Genomic DNA, 20,205 nt, shown 5'->3' with positions numbered 1-20,205 from the left:
ACGCGGCCGATAGGACGACTGCGCCAGCCCCGCTGCGCCCATTTCCTCAGTCCCGCAGTGACCGTGCCGTTTCGAGCAGCCACCCGATCCGGTCGTGCCAAGGCGGCCGGAAAGCGTAGACGCAGGCGAGCCGAATGAGGGTGGCCCTTTCATATGCGCTCACCCTGGCCGGGTCGATCCCTGTCACCGAGGCGACCCGGGCGATCTCGTCGATGACCACGGCCGACTCGGCAGGGGTCCACAGTCCCTGCGCGGTGCGCCATCGGGCGTGCGCGCGGAGGTTGCCGAGATCGAGTGCGCGTTCACCCAGGCACGCCGTGTCGACGTCGAGCAGTCCCGGTCCGGCGATCGGGTCCCACATGATCTGCTTGTCGTGCAGATCCCGGTGGATGAGTCCGATCGATTTTTCCCTCGCCGAGGCGGCCCCGTCGTCGAGTTCGGCCGCGATCTCCGCGAGGAGTGCGTCCAGATCCGCCAGCAGGGTCTGCGTCTGGTGCAGTGGCGGCGCCTGGTGCAGCGTCTGTGCCCGCGCGCTGACCGCGGTTTCGAGCAGGGGGCGAGCGCGCTCACGCCAGTTATGGAGAACCTCGACCTCGGCCGCAGCATCATGGATCGGCATCGACGATGAGTACGCCACCGGCGACAGGCGCGCCTCTGCATGAGCCCAGGCGTCGAGGGTTTCGGCCCAGGCACGAGACCAATCCGTGCCGAGTTCGACGGGCTCGTGGAGTTCGATTCCGGGCACCGCGCCGAGCACAACGGTCGAGGAATCGGACCGGAGGACCTGCGGGAGGGCGAAGCCGCGAAGGAACCCGGCCGCCCTGCGCTGACCTGCGAGGATGTCGGAGGCCTTTCCGTCGCGGACACATTTGGCGAAGCTGCCGTCGGCCAGGCGCACGACGGCGCGTCTGCCTGGCCGGTGAGAAACCAGCGTGCCCCCTGATTCGAGCAACCCAGCGAGTCCCGGCAGCTTCTGGTCGCGATCCACGTCGAGGACCCTCACACCGTGTTCGTCGAGGTACCCGACCCGGATTCCGAAGTCTGGAAGCACCGCCTCCCACGCGATACGGCCGTCGCCGGCAGGCCAGGCCCGACGCACGGTCCGATCCTGTCCGTCGATCGTCACTGCATCGGGAATGTGCAGAGCTGGAGCCCTAGCCGTGGCCCGCTTCGTCTCACCGGGCTTCCTCACGGTCTGCGTCGTCGTTAGGTTCCCGTCCAGAGCGGAGCGTGCGAGGTCGACGATCCTCTTGGTCTCGTCTCTCCAGGTCGCCGAGCAGCTGCGCCATGGTCCGAGTGCGGCCACGAGCATCGCCCATGCCGTCCAGGCACCCAGGTCGCCCACCTCGCCGCCCGCGCAACGGTAGCCGTCGAGGAACGACCGTTCGAGTCCATTCAACTCGGGGTCGACTCGGCAGGCAGCGATCCACCGCCCCAGATCCACCCCGACCGGCCCATACCCGGTTCGATCGAGGTCGATGATCCGGCACTCGGAATTCGCCAGAAGCACCTGGTCGGGGCTGAGGTCGCCATGGATCTCCCGCAGTTCCCGGCTCGCCCCGAGGCGTCGGCTCAGTTCGGCAAGCAGTCCAGCGATGTCCGTCTCCCGCTCCGGGAGCAGGCGAACCAGTGACCGGCTGACGGTCTCGAGTTGGGAGATCGGAGAGCCGATCGCACCTCCGTCCTCCCCCGCCGAGGTGGCCGCGCTTTCTGCCGGACCGCCCGCTTCCGTTACCGGTCGGCCCACGTGATCTGCCGGACCGTCGTGGCCTGCCGCAGCGGTTCTGTGCAGTTCGGCGATGATCACGCCGACCTCCTCGGCGATATTCGGATCCGGGCGATTACGCAGGTCACCGGCCCCCCACCAGGGCGAGCGGGTGGCCGTGTCATGCCCTCCGACGAACTCGACCGGCAGGCTCGGCAGCTCCGCCCGCTTCCACCGTTCGGCCGCCTCAGCGAGGTGGACCTGGGATTCGGCGGCGATCCTCACGAGCTCCGGCACCCCGTCGACCGGGGTGTGCTTGAGCAGCAGCCGCCTGGCAGGGTTGTATCCGATGATCTCCAGATCCCCGCCGAGGTGGTCGAGCGTCCGCGCGACTTGCTTGCCGATCCTGGGGTCAGCCAACACGCCGCCGCTGACCAGCACGGCGCCGGTCGCGCCAGCCGCACAGGGGTCGCCAACCGAAAGCGAGTCGGCCGCCTCGTGGACAGTCAGTTCCTGCCCGTGCCGAGCGGCCCGCCGTCGCGCATTGGCGAGCTTGTCCGGACTCGTCATCACCGCAGTGAAACCCCAGTCCTCGAACTCGCCGAGGCGGCCGCGCTCCTCCCGCTGCCACGCGACGATGGCGCTCTGCCCCGGTTTGACACGGATCCGGCGGGGCCGAACCGCGAAGCCGAGACGCCGGGAGAGGCCCTCGGCCGATCGCAGTTCGTCGATATAGGGCAGCAGGGCGAACCGTGTGTCCACACAGTCGCCCACTGGATCGGAGATCGATGCGGTCATGATGAGGCTCCTGCGTAGCGTGGTGAGCTGCCGCCGGTGTGCGGCTCGGTGAGACGTGGCGCCGACTCCACCGCAGCCCACTCCCGTCCTGGCACGCTGCCGGCGTCGTCGGCCTGCGAGCGGATCCAACGGGAGAAGCGTGAGTCCGCGGCCGCGGCCAGTTCGCTCGGTGCCCCGTCCTCGACGATCCGTCCGTCCTCGAGCCACACCACGCGGTCGAGTCCGCGGATCATCGCCACGTCGTGGCTGATGACGATGCTCGTGCGTCCCTGTGTCAGTGCGGACACGGAGTCGGCCACCTCGGCGCGGGTCTGTGGGTCGAGTCCTGTCGTCGCTTCGTCGAAGACGACGACCGGGGCTTCGCGGACGAGGGCCCGGGCGATGGCCAGACGCTGCCGCTGCCCTCCCGAGAGCGTGTCCCCACGGTTGCCGAGCACGGTGTCGTAGCCGTCGGGAAGGGAGCGGATGAACTCATCGGCACGCGCCGCACGGGCGGCGGCGACCACCTCGGCGTCGGTGGCGTCGAGCCGACCGTAGCGGATGTTCTCGCGCACGCTCGCAGCGAAGAGCACGGATTCCTGGAGGAGGACAGACACGTTCTGCCGCAGGGAGGCACGAGTGACATTGTGGGTGTCGTAGCCGTCGAGGTAGATCGTCCCTGAGTCCGACTGAGACAGCCGCAGCAGGTAGCTCATCAGAGTCGATTTTCCTGCCCCCGAGGCACCGAGGATGCCGATCTTCTGGCCCGCCGGAATGAGCAGGTCGAGCTCATCGAACAGGGGGCGCCCATGGCCGTCGGTCGAGGTGACGCGGTTGAAGACGACGTCACCGCAGACCGGACCCATGGTCACGGCGTCGGGGGCATCGGCGATCTCGACGGGTTCGTCGAGGAGGTCGGCGATCCTCTCCCCCGAGGCGGCCGCGCGAGCGATGCGGCCGGTGTACTTGGCCATGTCCCGCAGCGGTTTCATCGCGATCTTGAGGTAGAGGAGGAAGAGGACGAGGTCGCCCGGGGACATCGCCCCACGCAGCACCTGCCACCCGCCGAACGCGAGCACGAGGGCCTGCGAGATGCCGACGAGGACATCGGTGGACCGTTCGAGTCCGGCGGCCAGACGGCGGGCCCTCACCCCGGCTTTGAGGGCGCGTTCGTTGCCGTCGGCGAAGTCGCGGGCCACGATCTTCTCGAGTCCGTAGGCTTGGACGACGCGGATGGCTCCGAGCGCCTCGGCTGCGGATCCGACCAGTCGTCCCTCCCCCTTGCGGGTGGATCGGGAGGCCTTCGTGATCTTCGGGGTCGCCGCTTTCGACAGCAGTCCGTAGATCGCGGCGGTGATGAGCACGATGGCGCTGAGCACCGGGTCGAGGACGACCATGACGACAAGGAGGACGGCGAGGGTGATGACGTTGCCGACCAGGGGCAGACCTGCGGTGACGGCGACCTCCTGCAGCCGTCCGATGTCACCGACGAGTCGCTGCGAGGTGTCTCCGATCGACGCCTTCGAGTGGTAGCGCAGCGACAGGGATTGGACGTGGTCGAACACGCGGGAGCGCAGCTGGGTGGCCACGCGGGCGCCGACGAGGGCGAAGCAGATCGTCGAGGCGTAATTCGCCGCGGCCCGGCCGCCGACGATGACGGCGAGTCCGATTGCCACGACAGCGAGCGTCGTGCCCACTCCGGCTTCGAGCCCGAACGTCGGTGCAATCTGAGCACCGAGGGCAGCGGTCACGGCGTCGACGGCGATCTTGATCGGCCACGGTTCGAGGATGCGGAAGACGACATCGGCCAGCAGTGCGGCCAACCCACCGATGATCAGCCAGGTGTGCCGGCGCAGGTGCGGGCGGATGATCCGCAGGGTCCGCCGCAGCGCCGACGCAGTGAGCTTCTTCGAGCTCATGCTCTCACCGCCGAGGCGGGGCGCCGTCCCGACACGGACGGGCCCTCATCGATGGGTGCGGCACCGGTTTCGACGGCAGCAACGGTTTCACCGGCTGCAGTTTCGACCGCGGTAGTGCCTGTCACCGGCGCGAGGATCTGTTGGCACCGGCGGGTCCAGGAATGGCTGGTCAGAGCCTCTTCCCGAGCTCTCCCACCCATCGTCGCCCGCAGTTCGGCGTCGTCGATGAGTCTCTGCAGAGCGCGGGTGAGGTCCGTGGTGTCGGCCGGATCGGTGAGGATCGCGGCCCCGGTGTCTGCGAGTAAGCCGGGGATCGCGCCGACGCCTGATGCGATGACCGGCAGCCCTGCCGCCAAGTATTCGTAGACTTTGAGAGGTGAGAAGTAGTTCTCACCCGCCGGGTACGGGGCGACCGCGATATCGAACTCGCGCAGCGCCTCTGGCACGGCTTCCGGCGCCAGCGCTCCGTGGAAGCGTACGTGCCGTCCCAGCCCGAGCCTGCGCACTTGGTTCTCGAGCGCCTCGGCTTCGGGACCGTGGCCGACGATGTCGACGCGGAAGTCCCCGACCAGTCCGGCGCAGGCGGCGATGAGCCGATCCGTGCCGTGCCAGGGTTTGAGCGTGCCGACGAACCCGATCCGCACCGGGCCGTGCTGCTGAGAGGTTCCATCGCCGAGGTAGCCGGCGCCGTTGCGTGGAGTGATGCGTTGTGTGTTCACTCCGTTCGGGACGACGCTGACATCGTCAAGGCCGGGATAGTCGGTGCGCACCCAGTCGGCGACGAGTTCGCTCACGCAGACGATGCGTGCGGCTCCGGCGAAACCGGCAGCGGTGGCGCGGGCCGCATGTTCGGCATGGACGAGTCCGCGGTGGGTCCGCTGTTCCTCGAGCAGAGGCGCATTGACCTCCATGATCAGGGGCACGTCGAGGCGCTGACTGATCCGTGCGCCGGCGGTGGAGAACAGAGAATAGCGTTCGTAGACGAGGTCGAATCCCTGCCCCGAGGCAGCCACCGTGTCCGTGACCAAGTCGGCGAGCAAATCGGACAGGCGCAGCAGGGCGATCTCACGCTGGGAGCGGTCGAGACCGCGCGGCACCTCGAGTCGGGTGACGTCGATATCGGCGAGGTCGGTGGGCACATCGTCATCGGTACGGGTGCAGAAGATGCTGACCTCGTGGCCGAGTGCGCGGAAGGTGCGCACGACTTCCTGGACATGGACGCTGGCACCCTTGGTGCCGAAGACTCCGATGCCGGGGTCGAGGAGGACATAGGCGATTCTCATGACACTGACTCCATCTCACGGACCGTCGGGACTGTGTTCGCTGCGTCGGTCTCCATGGCCTCGGTGTGAGGTTCGACGGCTCCGGAGGCGGCGGATGCGCCTGCCGAACCGCCCGCGGCACCGGCCCGGTTGGCAGCGCGGTCGGCGGCCGCCTCCGCGAGACGTCCGAGCTGCTCGGCTTGGACGGTCGAATCGTGCAGTCGGCTCACGCGGTCACGGGCGGCATCGGTGACGGCGCGGATTCCGGCGGGATCCGTACGGAATGCGACGACCACCTCGGCGATGGTGGAGGCGATGTTCGCCACATCGGTGCCGTCGACGAGCCATCCGGTGCAGCCGTGGTCGATGACCTCGGGCACCGCGGTGACGGTGCCGGCGATGCAGGGAATGCCGGTGGCCATGCCCTCCAGCAGCACGGTGGGCAGGCCGTCGGCGTTGCCGTCGGAGCCGATGACGAACGGGGCGACGAGGATGTCGTGGTCGGTGAGCATGTCACGGACCTCGGCCTGGGTCAGCGCTCCGTGGAAGGTGACGAGGTCGTCGAGTCCGAGCCTGCGGGACTGCGCGCGCAGCTGTTCCTCCAGGGGGCCGGTGCCCACGAGATCGAGGTGGCAGCTCGTTCCCTCGCCGCGGAGGCGGGCGAGCGCGTCGAGGAGGTGGGTGAATCCCTTCTTCTCGACGAGTCGGCCGACGGCCAGCAGTGAGGGAGCCTCACCCATTGCTCCCTGCCGGAGCCGGTAGGGGAAGCGATCGAGTTCGAGGCCGTTGCGCACGACGACGACCCGGTCGGCCAGCTCGGGTCCGAGCACGGTCGTCAGGTAGCGGCGGTTGAATTCGCTGATTGCGATCACGTGGTCCGCATCAGCGGTCTTGCGGGCCAGGTCGGTGAGCACGACATCTTCGTGGAAGATGTCCTTCGCATGCGTGGTGAAGGAATACGGGATCCCCGTCAGCGCCGAGGCGGCCCGGGCCACAGTCGTCGCCACCGACGCGAAGTGTGCGTGCAGGTGCGTCACATCGTGGTCGAGCGCCAGACGGGCGAGGGTGAGGGCTTGGATCGCATCATCGTGGCCCAGGTCCACGAGGTCGCCGAGGTGGTCCGGCACTGCCGCAGCCATGCGCGGTTCCGCTGCGACCTCGGCGAAGGTCTGCCAGAAGCTGCGGGCGCTCGAGGGCCGGTCGATGTGGATGACCTCGGCGCGGACACGGGCGAGTTCGGGGTGGAAGCGGGCGTCCGTGCTCGGGCGCAGGGAGAAGATCACGAGGTCCTCTCCGGCGGCTTCGCGTGCGAGGATCTCGGAGACGATGAAGGTCTCGGAGAACCGCGGGTACATCTTGAGCACATAGGCGCGGCGACCGGCAGATCGGCGTGCCGGGGTGGTGTCAGACAGCATGGCGGGTCTCCTCGAGTGTGGTGGGGAAACTAGTGGTCGTTCCGGCGGCCGGTTCGGAGGCGAGGTCGGCGACCGTCGAGTGCCGTTCGGTGTAGGTGTCAGCGATGAGTTCGGCGGCCAGGCGTGGCACGGTGGCCAGTCCCGTGAGGTCGATATGGGAACGATCGGTGAGACGTCCGACACTGTCGACGAACCATTCGCTGAGCACATCGGCGTCGAGGCGCTCGATCGTGTGGGCATCGACGGCGCCGGCCGCGGCGAGGGCGAATGCCCGCCTGGGCTGCTCGGCCCGGTGCCCCTTGCGGGGGACGACGAGTGCGGGGGTGTCAGTGGCCATCAGCTCGGCCAGAGTGTTGTACCCGCCCATGCATACGACCGCCTCGGCGGCGGCGACGAGTCCGGGAATGTCGTCGCAGTGGCGGATGACGGTGGTGGCCGCACCGGCACGCGCACGCAGTCGATCGAACTCCTCGGTGTCCATCTGGGGACCGGTGACGATGAGGTGGCGGTGGCCGTCGGGCGGTTCGGATTCCACGGCGATCGAGGCGAGGCTGCCGCCGTCGGATCCCCCGCCGAGGCAGGTGAGGACGAAACGCTCGGACTCGAATCCTGCCGATTCTCCCCCTGCCGCCTGAACGCCGGCTGGTGGGATCCCGCCGTCGTCGGGGCGGTTGTGTGACAGGTAGCCGGTGGCGACGGCTTTGGCCGCCAGCGTCGAGGGCACTTCGCCGGTGGCCCGGGGATCGTAGACATCCGGGTCACCGTAGATCCAGACTTCGTCGAAGGAATCGGCCACGCGTGCGGGCCCTCCGACCTTCTCCCATTCGGCATCGATGACGGACGGGGTATCGAGGACTTCGCGCAGGCCGAGGACCGTGCGGCAGCCGTGATCGCGGACCTGGTCGATCGCCTCGGCGAGTTCGCCGCCGATGCCGAAGGGATGTCGGTCGACGATGAAGAGCTCGGGTCGCTGCTGGTCGAGGATCGCCGAGATCGCCGCCGCGCGCAGTCCCCGCAGACCCTGCATCGAGGAGGCGAGCGCCCGTGGCACATAGCCGCCGGGGCCGGGAGTGACTCCGGGCAGGATCACCCAGTCCCAGCCATCCGGCAGGTCGAATCGCGTGGCCTCAGGACTGCTGGCGATGAGCAGACCGGAGACCTCTCGGCCGGTCAGTGCCGGCAGGTCCCGGGCCAGCGCAAATGCCAGAGCCCGATTGCGGCGGATGTGGCCCAGTCCCAGCGAGTCGTGGGAGAACAGTGCGACTCTCAATCGTCTTCTCATACATCTCAGCTTGTCGGCTGTGATTAAGATGCGATTAAGACGCGGATGAGAAAGATCTTAGGTTCAGTCCACTCGGTATCCGAAGCCGCGCACGGTGGTGACGAAATCGGAGCCGAGCTTCTTGCGCAGGTATCCGATGTAGACGTCGACGACGTTCGAGCCGGGGTCGAAGTCGAATCCCCACACATGAGAGAGCAGCTGCTCTCGTGAGAGGACGTTGCCGCGGTTGCGCAGCAGGATCTCGGCCAAGGACAGTTCCCGAGCCGAGAGTTCGACGAGTCGGTCGTTGACCCACACCTGCCGTTTGAGCAGGTCGATGCGCACCTCATTGCGGATGAGCTCCGTGACGGCCTGTTCCTGTGGGCTCTCCTTGAGCCGAAGGCGGACCCGAGCCAGCAGCTCCGCGAACCGGAAAGGTTTGATCATGTAGTCGACCGCACCGGACTCGAGCGCGTAGATCGTGTCGTCCGGGTTGTCACGGGCGGTGAGCACGAGCACTGGGAGTTCCGGTCGCCGTTCACGCAGCTGACTCAGCACGGAGAAGCCGTCGAGTCCGGGCAGACCGATGTCGAGGATGACGAGCGCGAAGTCTCCCGTCAAAGCAAGGTCCCGCCCGGTGAGGCCGTCGGCGGCGGTCTGCGGACTGAACCCGGCGGCGGTCAGCCCCTTCGAGATGAAGGCGGAGATCCGCTGTTCGTCCTCGATCACGAGAATGCTCTTCACTTCTGTCCTTTCGGCAGGATCATGCGGAACTGTGCACCGACGGTGGTCCGGTCGAGGGCGACCGCACCTCCGTGCGCCTCGGCGATGGCGGAGATGATCGACAGCCCCAGCCCGAATCCGGCCCCGTCCGTCGACCCGCGGCAGAATCGGTCGAAGATGTCCTCGGCGATTTCGTCGGGCACCCCTTCACCGTCGTCGCGGACCCAGATGTGGACGGATTCGGCGTCATCCCGGGCGCCGAACACGATCGCCTGACCGTCCTCGGTGTGCTCGACGGCATTAGCCGCCAGCTGCAGGAGCGCCTGCGTCAGTCGCTGCCGGTCCCCGCGGAAGCTCAGCGATTCAGGGACATCGAGGCCCCATTCCCGGTCCCCCAGCCCCTTGGCCTTCGCCAGGGAGTCGGACACGACCCCGCTGAGGTCCACCTCCGCGAAGCGCACGAAGTCGGGGCGTCGGGCGCGGGCAAGCAGGAGCAGCTCTTCGACGAGGCGGCCCATCCGGTCCGTCTCGTCGAGCAGCATCGTCCGAGTCTCCTCGACATCGTCGACGTCTTCTGCGTTCATCGTCTCGAGATGACCGCCGAGGATGGTCAAGGGGGTGCGCAGCTCATGCCCGACGTCATCGAGGAACCGCCGCTGCGCTTCGAACGCCGCTTCGAGACGGTCGAGCATGTCATTGAAGGTGTGCCCGAGTTCGGCGATGTCGTCGTGGCCCTTCGTCTCCAGTCGACTGCTGAGATCGCCGCCGGAGATCGACTGCGCGGTTCGTCTCAGCTCGGTCACAGGTGACAGCAGCCGTCGCGCGAGGAGTGAGGAGAGGCCCGCGATGAGCAGAGTGGCGGCGAGTGCGACGACGACGTAGATCTGCATGATCTGCACGAGGTCGGCATGGCTGGCCGAGGCGTTGTGGACGACGACGAATGCTCCGACTCCGTTCGTCGCGGTCACTCCGCCCGCTACCTCGGTGACGCCCTTCGTCCGGGGCGTCGAATCGGTAGGCGCGGCCTGGGTGTCCGTGTTCGTGCTCGCTCCCGCCTCGGCGCCGGTGATGGGCAGGACGAAGCCTTCGTACTCGACGCCACCGACGGTCAGGCTGATCTCCCCGCCTTTCTCGGCCGCCCCCGCCACGGCCTTTTCGAATGCGCTCGAGCCGCCGAGGAGACCCTTCGGTTCCCCCTGGTAGAGCACCCTGCCGTCGGTGAGGAAGGCGAAGAGCGTCTCGTCCTCATCCGGCCTGTTCTGGCCGAGGAAATTGCTGAGGATCTCATCGACGGAGGTGAATGGTCTGCCCGTCTGCGGATCGATCCCGTTCTCGGAGAACGTCCGCATCTCGTCGACTTCCTGGGACATCGAGGCGGTGGTCCGGCTGGAGACGTTGTTCGACTCCACGGTGTAGAGGATGAGTCCGACGATGGAGAGCGTGAGCACGGACAGTGCGGCGACGGCGATGGTCAGCCGATTCTGAACGGTCAGCCCGACTCGCCGTTCAGTCGTCATCATCGTCCCCGTCATCCCCGTCATCATCGCCGTCGTCGTCGCCGTCGTCGTCGCCGTCATCATCGTCGTCCCCATCGTCGTCGGCGGCAGGGACTTCGCGAGGCGGATTGGGCACGGGTTCGTAGGAGTGCTCGATCTCCTGCGGGTCCTTCGAGTCCGCACCTCCGGAGTCTCTGCCCCCTGATGTGCTGCCGTCGGATGCACTGCCGCTGGAGTCTGCCTCGGCAGAACTGTCGGTATCAGGGTCGGCCGTCTGCGACGGCGATGTCGTCGGTTCGGGGGTGACTTCCACCGGACTGAGGTCCGGCTGTTCCGGTTGGGTGGTGTTGCGGACGATGAGCACGGTCAGCAGGGCGAGCATGATGACGAGACCGGCCACAACCCAGCCGAGGATCTTCGATCGTCCACCCATACCGACCACACTGCCCAAGGCCTGCGGCAAAGTCGAGCCGGAAGCGATGAGAGTCTTCTTAAGTCGGGCGTTCGGGCGCCTGTGGTACCGTAAGCGCCGACCGCCCCGACGACCCGCAGGAGCCCACCGATGAGCGATGATCGCGCGGACCGCGACGCGGCAGAGCCCAAGGAGAACCCGTGGGTGGCCCTCAAACCCTGGCAGGGCAAGGCCCAAGGCCTCGACAAGCTGCTCCTGTTCATCATCATCGGCGTCCCTCTCATCTACCTCGCCCTCATGCCGCTGCGACCGTGGATGCTCGTCAATGCCCCGGTCGTCCAAGAATTCATCAACGGCGCGAAGACCTCGATCGTCGCTGCCGCCGCCTATGCCCGAGTCGGTGAGATCCCGCTGTGGCTGGTCATCGTCGCCGGCTTCATCGGCATGGCCAAACTCGATTGGGCGTTCTGGCTGGCCGGGCGCCGCTGGGGCGACGGTGTGCTGCGGCTCTTCGCGCAGAACGAACGTCAGCTCAAACGCATCAACCAACTGAAGAAGATCCCGAACTGGGCGCTGTTCCTCATGACGCTGATCTCGCGCTGCCCGGGCGTCCCCGGCACGCTCGTCTACCTCGTCGCCGGGTGGACGCGGATGCGACTGTCGCTCTTCCTCGTCGCCGACCTCCTCGGCTGCCTCACCTTCACCCTCATCTGGACCTTCCTGGGCTATCAGCTCGGCGAGGCCGCCGTCGACATCCTCGAGGTCATCGACAAGTACGCCCTGTGGTTGACTCTGGCCCTGATCGTCGGCATCTTCGCCATCAGCTTCTTCAAGGAATACCGCAAGCAGAAGAAAGCCGCAGGCGACACCGCCGAGGACTGAGCATTCACGCCCGACCGATGACCGGCTCGGATCCCGTCAGGCGCTTCGGGTCAGTCGCCGAAGGACAGGAACGTCTCGCGCATGCGCTGCGGGTCGGCCTTCTGTCCGCTGAAGAGTTCGAACGCGTCGATGGCCTGATTGACCGCCATTCCTGATCCGTCGAGCGTGCGGCATCCCTTGGCCCGGGCTTCTGCGAGCAGCTGTGTTTCGAGCGGGAAGTACACGACCTCGGCCACCCAGGTGTCCGGTCCGAATACCGAGGTCTCGACCGGTGTTCCCGGATACGCCTTCATCCCCACCGGGGTGGCGTTGACGATCCCCTGCGCCGAGGCGGCCGCCCCTTCCAGCTCATCGAGCCCGATCGCTCGCGCTCGAGTTCCGGTCGACGCCGCTTCACCGATGTCCGCGGCAAGTCCTTCGGCACGCTGGACATCGGTGTCGGCGATGATGAGGTCTCCGACACCGAGTTCGGCGAGGGCGAACCCGACCGCGCGGCCGGCTCCGCCCGCACCGATCTGCACGACCGCCTCGGTGGCGGCGCCGTCCAGTCCGGCAAGGAACCCGGCGGCGAAGCCGGTGACATCCGTGTTGTGTCCCGTCGTCCGCCCGGTGCTGTCGATGACGACGGTGTTGACCGAATTGATGCGCGCGGCCACGGGATCGACCTCATCGAGGAGGCCGATGACCTGCTGCTTGAACGGGTGGGTGATGTTGAGTCCGTCGAAGCCGAGCCGGACCGCTCCGGTGAGCAGCTCCTCGAGCCCCACCTCGGCGAGGTGAGGTTCGGCGATGTCGATGGTGCGGTAGATGGTGGGGATGGAGTGCGCAGCACCTTCGTTCTCGTGCATCCGCGGGGTGCGGGAGGCGGAGATGCCGTCGCCGATGAGGCCGAGGAGGAGGGATGAGGTCATAGTCTCGCTTTCGCGTTGTTGAGGTGGTCGATGAGGATCTCGACCGCGTGGACGTAGCCTCTTGCACCGGCTCCGGCGATGACGGCCGCGGCCACGGGTGAGAGATAGGAGTGGTGGCGCACGGCCTCCCGAGCATGCGGGTTGCTCAGGTGCACCTCGATGATCGGGTGGTCATAGGATTTCAGCGCATCGTGCAGTGCCAGGGAGGTGTGCGTGTACGCTCCGGCGTTGATGATCGCGCCGACCGTGGAGTGTCGGGCGTCGTGGACGGCGTCGATGAGTCCGCCCTCGTGGTTGCTCTGGATGCAGCGGACACCCAGCCCCGCCTCGGCGGCGGCATCGGCGCACAGGGCCTCGATATCAGTCAAGGTGGTGCGGCCGTAGATCTCCGGTTCGCGTTCCCCGAGGAGGTTGAGGTTGGGTCCGTTGAGGACAAGGATCTCGGGCATTGTCACCTCGGGAATCGGGCGGCGATCAAGGCCGCAGTCTCGTTCAGCCGGGGGACGAATTCGATGAGCTCGTCGAGGCTGCGGCGGAAGACCGGTGCAGCGAGCGCGAGCGAGGCCAGCAGGGTGCCGTCGAGATCGAAGACGGGCACGGCCAGGGCGTTCATGCCGATGTCGTTCTCTTCGGACTGTCCTGCCCATCCGTCGGTGCGGATCTGTTCGAGACGTGTGCGCATCTGCGCAGGGTCGGTGATCGAGTTCGGGGTGCGAGCGACGAAGTCGAGGGCGCCGATTGTGGTGTCGACGCGCGGATCATAAGCGAGCAGAGCCTGGCCGATCGCCGAGGTGTGCAGCGGTGATTCGTCCCCGGGGTCGGTGGTCGTGCGGAACTGCGGGCCGTCGACGGTGAGCACGGTCAGTGCGGCATTGCCGCGACGGACGGCGAGGATGCTCGATTCGCCGGTGGACTTCGTCAGTTCCTGCAGCAGATCCTTCGTCGCTCCGGACAGTCCCTGCCGGTGCGCGACCTTCTGGGCAAGGCGGAAAACCTCCATCCCGAGGGTGTAGATCTTTGTGCGCGCATCGAAGCCGGCATACCCGGATTCGACGAGCCCGCCGAGGAGGCGATAGGCGGTCGAGAAGGGGTAGCCGGTCGCCTCGGCGGCCTGAGCGGCGCTGATCCCCTCGGGTGATTCGCCGAGGAGTTCGAGCATCTCGAAGGTCTTCGTCACCGAGTTCGAGCCCTTGGGCGGCATGCTTCGCCTCCTTGCGTTGCTGTGGCAGTTCGGTGGTGTTGGGACGTACCTGCGGAACGGGCGTGTACCCGGAAGACGGAATTCCCCTGTTGCACATTGACAGGCTATGTCATCTCAATCACACTGTAAACCACAGTGTAACAACTATTGCCACACTATGGCAATACTGGATCGGTCTGATGAACGCTGGACAGCACTGAGGCCGCCGCCTTGTCCCTGAAAATGAGAAATGCGAGGAAGCATGAGCAACGCGATCGAGGAAGCTCGCCCCACGAAGAAGACACCGCTGCGCGCGGCACTGTCGAGTTGGACGGGCTCCGCGCTGGAGTACTACGACTTCGCGGTCTACGGAACCGCGGCGGCACTGGTGCTCAACACTCTGTTCTTCCCCGAGACCACCGCACCGGGAATCGCTATTCTGCTGGCCATGGGCACCGTCGGTGTCGCCTACGTCGTGCGCCCTCTGGGTGCGCTCATCATGGGGCCGCTCGGTGACCGATTCGGACGCAAGTTCGTCCTCATGCTCACTCTGTTCATGATGGGTGTGTCTACCTTCGCCGTCGGGTGCCTGCCGACCTACGACCAGGTCGGAATTCTGGCTCCGATCCTGCTCGTGCTCTGTCGCATCATCCAGGGCCTGTCGGCTTCGGGCGAACAGGCGAGCGCGATCTCCGTCTCCCTCGAGCATTCTGCCGAGGAGAAGCGGTCATGGACGACGAGCTGGACCCTGCACGGCACGCAGTTCGGCACCCTTTTGGCCACTGCCGTGTTCATCCCCTTCACTGCATTCCTGCCCGACGAGGCACTGTTCAGCTGGGGTTGGCGCGTGCCCTTCTGGCTATCGGCGCTCGTCGTGCTCACCGCCTGGCTCATCCGTCGCGGGCTCGAAGAACCGCCGGCATTCAAGGAAGCACGTGCCGACAAGCCTCCGCTCATGCAGGTCTTCCGGTGGCACAAGGCCGCGGTCGTCCGCGTGGCCGCGTGCGCCATGGTCAACACCGTGAACATGGTCTTCACCGTCTGGTCGCTGTCGTTCGCCACGTCGATCGTCGGCCTCGAACGATCGACCATGCTGCTCGTCTCGGTCGTTGCCAATGGTGTCGCCCTGTTCGCGATCCCGGCGGCCGCCCTGCTCTCCGACCGATTCGGCCGGAAGCCGGTCTTCATCACCGGCGCCGTCGGTGCGGGGCTGATGATGTTCCCGTACCTGGGTGCAGTCTCGGCCGGAAACTGGCCGCTCATCTTCCTCTTCGGTGCCATCATGTCCGGCTGCGCGTATTCGCTGGCCAATTCCGTCTGGCCCTCGTACTACGCCGAGATGTTCCCGACAACGGCACGAGTGACAGGGCTGGCCCTGGGAACTCAGGTCGGATTCGCGGTGTCCGGGGGCCTGGCTCCGGTGCTCGCCTCCGCTGTCGCCGGTGCCGGAGGAGAGAACTGGGTCTCGGTCGCTGCCGTCACCGCGGGCGTCTGCATCATCGTCGGCCTTGTCGCGATGACGGCGAAGGAGACGAGGGGACTGAGCCTGGAAGAGATCGATATCGTCCACGAGGAAAGGTCACGATGAGAACCTCGATTGCCACGGTGTGCCTTTCGGGCACGCTCGAGGAGAAGCTGCAGGCTGCCGCATCGGCAGGGTTCGCTGGGGTAGAGATCTTCGAACAGGATCTCATCGTCTCCCCCAGCTCCCCCGAGTCGATCGCGGCTCTGGCCGCAGAGCTCGGACTGAGTCTTGACCTCTATCAGCCCTTCCGTGACTTCGAAGGTGTCGATGAGGAGCAGTTCGCCGCCAACTCGGCCTGGGCCGAGGCGAAGTTCCAGTTGATGAAGCGAATGGGCATGACCACGATCCTGCTGTGCTCGAACGTGGGCACCGCGACCATCGACGCTGATGAGGTCGTCATCGACCAGCTGCGCCGACTCGGCGATCTTGCCGAGAAGTACGACGTCGACGTCGCCTACGAAGCCCTGGCATGGGGCCGGTTCGTCTCCGAATATGATCGCGCATGGGATCTCGTCAAGGCCGCCGACCATCCGCGCATCGGCACCTGCCTCGACAGCTTCCACATCCTCTCCCGCCGCACGGACCTGTCGCGCATCGCTGAGATTCCAGGTGAGAAGATCTTCTTCCTTCAGCTCGCCGACGCCCCGGCCCTGTCAATGGACGTGCTCAGCTGGTCTCGTCATCACCGCGTATTTCCCGGCGAGGGTGCCTGGGATCTCACGGACTTCCTCACCCGCGTTGCGCGCACCGGTTATGCGGGACCGGTGTCGCTCGAAGTCTTCAATGACTCCTTCCGGCAGGCCGACACTCGTCGTACGGCTGTCGACGGCCTGCGTTCTCTGCGGTGGCTCGAGGCCAATGTGTCCGCCGCTCGGCCGGGAAGCGATCGCGTACGGCTCGACTTGCACCCTCTGCCGCAAGTCTCGGAGCCTCGAGGCATCGACTACGTCGAACTGAGCACCGATGACCTGGGCGCGCTCACCCGGCAGATCCACCAGCTCGGCTTCCGCTTCGTCGGCTTCCATCGCACGAAACCGCACGTGCAGCTGTGGCGGCGCGGCCAAGCTCGCATCGTCGTCACCGAATCCGCCGACCCGACTGTCGAATCCCCTGGTCCGGCTGTCGAATTCGACGGTCCAGCGGCTACCTCCGCAGAATCGGGGACTCTCCTGCGGGGCATCGGCTTCGCGGTCGACGAGGCCGATGCCGCGATGGAACGCGCACTCCTGCTCTCGGCCACCGAGGTCCCCCGCGAACAGGCTCATGATGAAGAGGTGCTGCGCGGAGTCTTCGCTCCCGATGGGTCAGAGGTCTTCTTCGGCAACGGAACGGGTGTGGACCCGCAGTGGACCGACGAGTTCGGCACCGTCCCGGACGACCGGCAGTCGGCGATCGACCACATCAACCTCGCACAGCCCTCACATCACTACGACGAAGCGGTGCTCTTCTACACCTCCCTGCTTGCTCTGACCGCGCTTCCGTCTCAAGACGTACCGAGCCCGTCGGGCCTCGTGCGCTCGCAAGTGATGTCGAGTGCGGATGGGGCCGTGAGGATGCCGCTCAATGTCTCCCCCGATCACAGCACCAACGCGTTGAGCCGAGGTGCCGGCTCATCCGGTGAGACCTATCCGGAGCATGTCGCCATCGCCTGCGATGACATCTTCACGGCGGCAACGACCGCGGTCGCGCGAGGATTGAAGTTCTTGGCAGTGCCGCAGAACTACTATGAGGATCTTGCCGCACGCTTCGATCTCGCACAGGAGCTGCTGGATCGTCTGCGCGAGCACAATATCCTCTATGACCGTGACAATCGAGGCGAGTTCCTCCATTTCTACACGTCGACGATCGGCTCGGTATTCTTCGAGATGGTCGAACGCCGCACCGGCTATCACGGCTTCGGCGCTCCGAACGCACCGGTGCGGTTGGCAGCTCAGCATCGGCGCAATACGGAGAGCTGAACAGGTCAGAACGGCGCAGCGCTCCCGCGTGGATCGACGTGTTCCAAACCAGACCAGTCGTTCGAGCCGAACGACTGCTCTTCGGAGGCAAAGGCCGACCCCCACGACTCATAGTCGACGTCCTCGCCTGCCTCGAACTCGAGACCGTACGGCCAAGGGCACATCTCGCGTCGAGGGTTCGGCCGGAGCCGACGGCGTGAGATCTGCCAGACGATTCGACGGATCTCGTGCTCCTCAACGCCGAGGAAATCAGCGGCAGCGCCGATCAGTTCAAGCACATACCCGTCCGCGGCGAAAGGGTACCAGCCGACAACCTGATTGAAATACTCCCTCACTCGGTAGTCGATGTCGAAGTGCGGGGAGCCGGCGACCATGAGCAGGTTGCGCTACGAGAATCCCGATCTCTGACTGGGAAGTGCCTTCCAAGCTTTTGCCACCACATTGGCTTGAGGCCCAATACACGGTTCTTCTCCGACGGCGGCAAGCAGCTGCTCAACGGTGTCGATGCCGTGATCGGCCATCACTCGAGTGGCGCGGTCGACCACCTCGGCCCTGAGCATGGCGCCCGGCTGCACGTTGACGGGCTTGACGTTGCAGATCACCTCTCGCGCCCACACCTCGGGCCCGCCGGCCTCTGCGATCGAATACCGCAGTGATTTCGCCCCATCGGATTCACCGTGCCGTTCGATATAGCGATCGGTGACGTTGTCGACCGCCGTCGGGTGCGAACCCGTCGAGTAGAGCGCGTCGAGAATGCACAGAGCGAGACTGCCCGGATAGCTGATTGATCGCGGCTCCCCTCGGTCGTCGAGGAACTCTTCACAACTCCACGCCAATTCTCTGATGCTGCTGGTCGTGATCTCCATTGTTCTGACCTTCCGTCATGCATCGCACCCTGCGATGCGGCACCCCTGACTCCACTGTCGGAGGCATGATGAAACACTATCCGGAGGCACTGACATACCTTGATCGGAGAAAAATAGAACGAATAATTCATATGAATTCGCAAGAGGTGCATTTCTTCGGACGGCGTCACGCCACGCACCGTCTCACCAGGGGACACCGCCACCCTCATAAGAGTCCTTCTGCCTTGGCACACCTGACGAGCTCTGGCAAGGTGGAGCCATGAGCACAGAAGAGATCATCATCGACGGCCCCCTGGCACGCGCAACGCGGATCCTCTGCCAGGTCTCGGCCAAGCACGTGGCAGACAAAGCTGAGATCGACAAGTCCGAGCTCAAGGACTACGAAAAGGGGACAGCGGACCTGACCGCTGAGCAGGAGCGTCGACTCATCCTCGCCCTCGAACAGTACGGCGCACGGTTCATTCCCGACGGCAAGGAAGGCGGCTACGGCATCCGCCTGAAGTTCAGCCGCGCAAAGGTCCGCGCCATCGAACGCTGGGAAGACGAAGGCGGCACCCCCGGCGCCGACGACGTCTGAGCTCCTCGCGGAAGACGACTCTGCGCCGAGGTCATTAGGGCGCAGGCAGGCTCAGTGACGACCAGACTCCCGGGGCAGCAAAAGGCTGTGGCCTCGAATCCGCATTGAGCGGATTCGAGGCCACAGTTGCATCCGTTGACCCCGAGGAACCACCTCGGCGCCGAAAATGTCGCCGGCGACGAGCGCCGGGAAACATCAGCGGAGAACGTCAGTTCTTGCCGATGAACTCGAGGTTGTCGACGACACGATTGGAGAAGCCCCACTCGTTGTCATACCAGGCAACGACCTTGACGTGGTTGCCGACGACACGGGTGAGCGCGGAGTCGAAGATGGACGAAGCGGACTGACCGACGATATCGGAGGAGACGACGGGCTCGTCCTCATAGTCGAGGATGCCCTTGAGTTCGCCCTCGGCGGCCTTCTTATAGGCGTCGAGCACCTCGTCGCGGGTGACCTCTCGGGAGACGGTCGTGTTGATCTCGACGATCGAGCCGACCGGGACGGGCACCCGGATGGCGTCACCGCTGAGCTTGCCGTCGAGCTGCGGGAGGACGAGGCCGATGGCCTTAGCCGCACCTGTCGAGGTGGGAATGATGTTCTCGGCGGCGGCACGGGCACGGCGGGGATCCTTGTGCGGGCCGTCCTGGACCATCTGGTCACCGGTATAGGCGTGGACAGTGGTCATGAAGCCCTGCTCGATTCCGGCGAGGTCGTCGAGGACCTTGGCCAACGGGGCCAGGGCGTTCGTCGTGCAGGAGGCGTTGGAGATGACGGTGTGTTCGGGCTTGTACGCCTCGCTGTTCACACCATAGGCGAGGGTGACATCGGCACCCTTCGAGGGAGCAGAGACGAGGACCTTCTTCGCGCCGGCGCTGATGTGGGCGCTGGCCTTTTCGGCCTTGGTGAAACGGCCAGTCGATTCGAGTGCGATGTCGATGTCGAGCTCACCCCAAGGCAGTTTGGCCGGATCCTTCTCGGCGAAGACCTTGATGGCCTTGCCGTCGATGACGATCTCATCATCCGTGGCCTCGACGTCATGGTTGAAGCGCCCGAGGGTGGTGTCGAACCTCAGCAGCCGAGCGAGATCGTCCACGGGGCCCAGATCGTTGATGGCCACGACCTCGAGCTCACTGCCGCGCTCGATCAGCGCACGCAGGGTGCTGCGTCCGATACGACCGAAACCATTGATGGCGATGCGAGTCAATTTCACTCCTTGTACATGTTGAACACCGGATGCGTCTTGATATCTCCATCATGGGCGACTTTCACACGCGGCAACAGTGGCCAGGCAGACAATCTACGCAAGCTTTTCGCCAGTCGTATTGCCAAAGGTCGA

At 65.8% G+C, this 20,205-nt stretch carries 18 protein-coding genes; 4 read left to right on the top strand and 14 right to left on the bottom strand.

From position 1 onward, the window contains the following. Positions 1-46: 46 nt before the first annotated feature. The 8 genes from BLU88_RS04875 to BLU88_RS04840 form a co-directional block, all read right to left on the bottom strand. Entirely contained in the window at positions 47-2,503 is a 2,457-nt protein-coding gene (locus BLU88_RS04875) for a phosphotransferase (protein WP_092010646.1), read from the bottom strand. Beyond that, positions 2,500-4,401, bottom strand: coding sequence for an ABC transporter ATP-binding protein (locus BLU88_RS04870; RefSeq protein ID WP_092010643.1), 1,902 nt, complete (start codon positions 4,399-4,401; stop codon positions 2,500-2,502). Before BLU88_RS04870 ends, BLU88_RS04875 begins: the two co-directional genes overlap by 4 nt. After that, positions 4,398-5,684 (bottom strand): glycosyltransferase family 4 protein, encoded by a 1,287-nt coding sequence (locus tag BLU88_RS04865; RefSeq protein WP_092010640.1) that lies wholly within the window; start codon positions 5,682-5,684, stop codon positions 4,398-4,400. The genes BLU88_RS04870 and BLU88_RS04865 overlap by 4 nt, the downstream gene beginning before the upstream one ends. After that, on the bottom strand, positions 5,681-7,078 hold the full coding sequence (locus BLU88_RS04860) for a glycosyltransferase family 4 protein (RefSeq protein ID WP_092010637.1): 1,398 nt from the start codon (positions 7,076-7,078) through the stop codon (positions 5,681-5,683). The genes BLU88_RS04865 and BLU88_RS04860 overlap by 4 nt, the downstream gene beginning before the upstream one ends. Next, the gene (locus BLU88_RS04855; RefSeq protein ID WP_092010634.1) at positions 7,068-8,360 is read right to left on the bottom strand and encodes a glycosyltransferase family protein; all 1,293 of its coding nucleotides are present in this window, start codon (positions 8,358-8,360) and stop codon (positions 7,068-7,070) included. Before BLU88_RS04855 ends, BLU88_RS04860 begins: the two co-directional genes overlap by 11 nt. Positions 8,361-8,423: 63 nt before the next feature. Beyond that, positions 8,424-9,083: a response regulator transcription factor gene (locus BLU88_RS04850; RefSeq protein WP_092010630.1), complete on the bottom strand. Its 660-nt coding sequence runs from the start codon at positions 9,081-9,083 to the stop codon at positions 8,424-8,426. Beyond that, the gene (locus BLU88_RS04845) at positions 9,080-10,639 is read right to left on the bottom strand and encodes a sensor histidine kinase (RefSeq protein WP_092010627.1); all 1,560 of its coding nucleotides are present in this window, start codon (positions 10,637-10,639) and stop codon (positions 9,080-9,082) included. Before BLU88_RS04845 ends, BLU88_RS04850 begins: the two co-directional genes overlap by 4 nt. Then, positions 10,569-10,991 carry a hypothetical protein gene (locus BLU88_RS04840; protein ID WP_092010624.1) on the bottom strand — a complete coding sequence of 141 codons (423 nt, stop codon included), beginning with the start codon at positions 10,989-10,991 and terminating at the stop codon, positions 10,569-10,571. Before BLU88_RS04840 ends, BLU88_RS04845 begins: the two co-directional genes overlap by 71 nt. A gap of 129 nt (positions 10,992-11,120) precedes the next feature. Here BLU88_RS04840 and BLU88_RS04835 point away from each other — a divergent pair, with 129 nt between their 5' ends. Beyond that, positions 11,121-11,852, top strand: a complete 732-nt coding sequence (locus BLU88_RS04835) for a DedA family protein (RefSeq protein ID WP_092010621.1) — start codon at positions 11,121-11,123, stop codon at positions 11,850-11,852. A 50-nt stretch (positions 11,853-11,902) separates the two neighbouring features. Here BLU88_RS04835 and BLU88_RS04830 read toward each other — a convergent pair whose 3' ends face one another. From BLU88_RS04830 to BLU88_RS04820, 3 genes are read right to left on the bottom strand one after another with little or no spacing between them, the layout of a single operon-like run. Next, the gene (locus BLU88_RS04830) at positions 11,903-12,763 is read right to left on the bottom strand and encodes a shikimate dehydrogenase (protein WP_092010618.1); all 861 of its coding nucleotides are present in this window, start codon (positions 12,761-12,763) and stop codon (positions 11,903-11,905) included. Next, a complete protein-coding gene (gene aroQ, locus BLU88_RS04825) occupies positions 12,760-13,212 on the bottom strand; it encodes a type II 3-dehydroquinate dehydratase (RefSeq protein ID WP_092010615.1) in 453 nt (150 codons plus the stop codon). The genes BLU88_RS04830 and aroQ overlap by 4 nt, the downstream gene beginning before the upstream one ends. Positions 13,213-13,214: 2 nt before the next feature. Further along, complete coding sequence (locus BLU88_RS04820; RefSeq protein WP_092010612.1) at positions 13,215-13,964, bottom strand: IclR family transcriptional regulator; 750 nt, start codon at positions 13,962-13,964, stop codon at positions 13,215-13,217. Between the two features lie 241 nt (positions 13,965-14,205). Here BLU88_RS04820 and BLU88_RS04815 point away from each other — a divergent pair, with 241 nt between their 5' ends. Together BLU88_RS04815 and BLU88_RS04810 are read left to right on the top strand one after the other, a co-directional pair. Then, a complete protein-coding gene (locus tag BLU88_RS04815; protein WP_092010609.1) occupies positions 14,206-15,531 on the top strand; it encodes an MFS transporter in 1,326 nt (441 codons plus the stop codon). Beyond that, on the top strand, positions 15,528-17,426 hold the full coding sequence (locus BLU88_RS04810) for a bifunctional sugar phosphate isomerase/epimerase/4-hydroxyphenylpyruvate dioxygenase family protein (RefSeq protein ID WP_092010606.1): 1,899 nt from the start codon (positions 15,528-15,530) through the stop codon (positions 17,424-17,426). Before BLU88_RS04815 ends, BLU88_RS04810 begins: the two co-directional genes overlap by 4 nt. Positions 17,427-17,431: 5 nt before the next feature. On the opposite strand, the gene BLU88_RS04805 is transcribed toward BLU88_RS04810, so the two are convergent. Both BLU88_RS04805 and BLU88_RS04800 read right to left on the bottom strand, forming a co-directional pair. After that, the gene (locus tag BLU88_RS04805) at positions 17,432-17,800 is read right to left on the bottom strand and encodes a hypothetical protein (RefSeq protein ID WP_092010604.1); all 369 of its coding nucleotides are present in this window, start codon (positions 17,798-17,800) and stop codon (positions 17,432-17,434) included. Between the two features lie 12 nt (positions 17,801-17,812). Beyond that, positions 17,813-18,292, bottom strand: a complete 480-nt coding sequence (locus tag BLU88_RS04800) for a hypothetical protein (protein ID WP_092010603.1) — start codon at positions 18,290-18,292, stop codon at positions 17,813-17,815. Positions 18,293-18,551: 259 nt separating this feature from the next. On the opposite strand from BLU88_RS04800, the gene BLU88_RS04795 reads away from it, so the two are divergent. Next, positions 18,552-18,869, top strand: coding sequence for a transcriptional regulator (locus BLU88_RS04795; RefSeq protein ID WP_092010600.1), 318 nt, complete (start codon positions 18,552-18,554; stop codon positions 18,867-18,869). A 208-nt stretch (positions 18,870-19,077) separates the two neighbouring features. Here the strand turns inward: BLU88_RS04795 and gap are convergent, their stop codons facing one another. Next, complete coding sequence (gene gap, locus BLU88_RS04790) at positions 19,078-20,073, bottom strand: type I glyceraldehyde-3-phosphate dehydrogenase (protein WP_092010597.1); 996 nt, start codon at positions 20,071-20,073, stop codon at positions 19,078-19,080. Positions 20,074-20,205 lie beyond the last annotated feature (132 nt).

This window comes from Brevibacterium siliguriense (assembly GCF_900105315.1).
In the GTDB taxonomy this organism is placed as follows: Bacteria; Actinomycetota; Actinomycetes; order Actinomycetales; family Brevibacteriaceae; genus Brevibacterium; species Brevibacterium siliguriense.
Note: the sequence above shows the minus strand (reverse complement) of the source record. Positions and strands in the feature narration are given on the sequence as shown.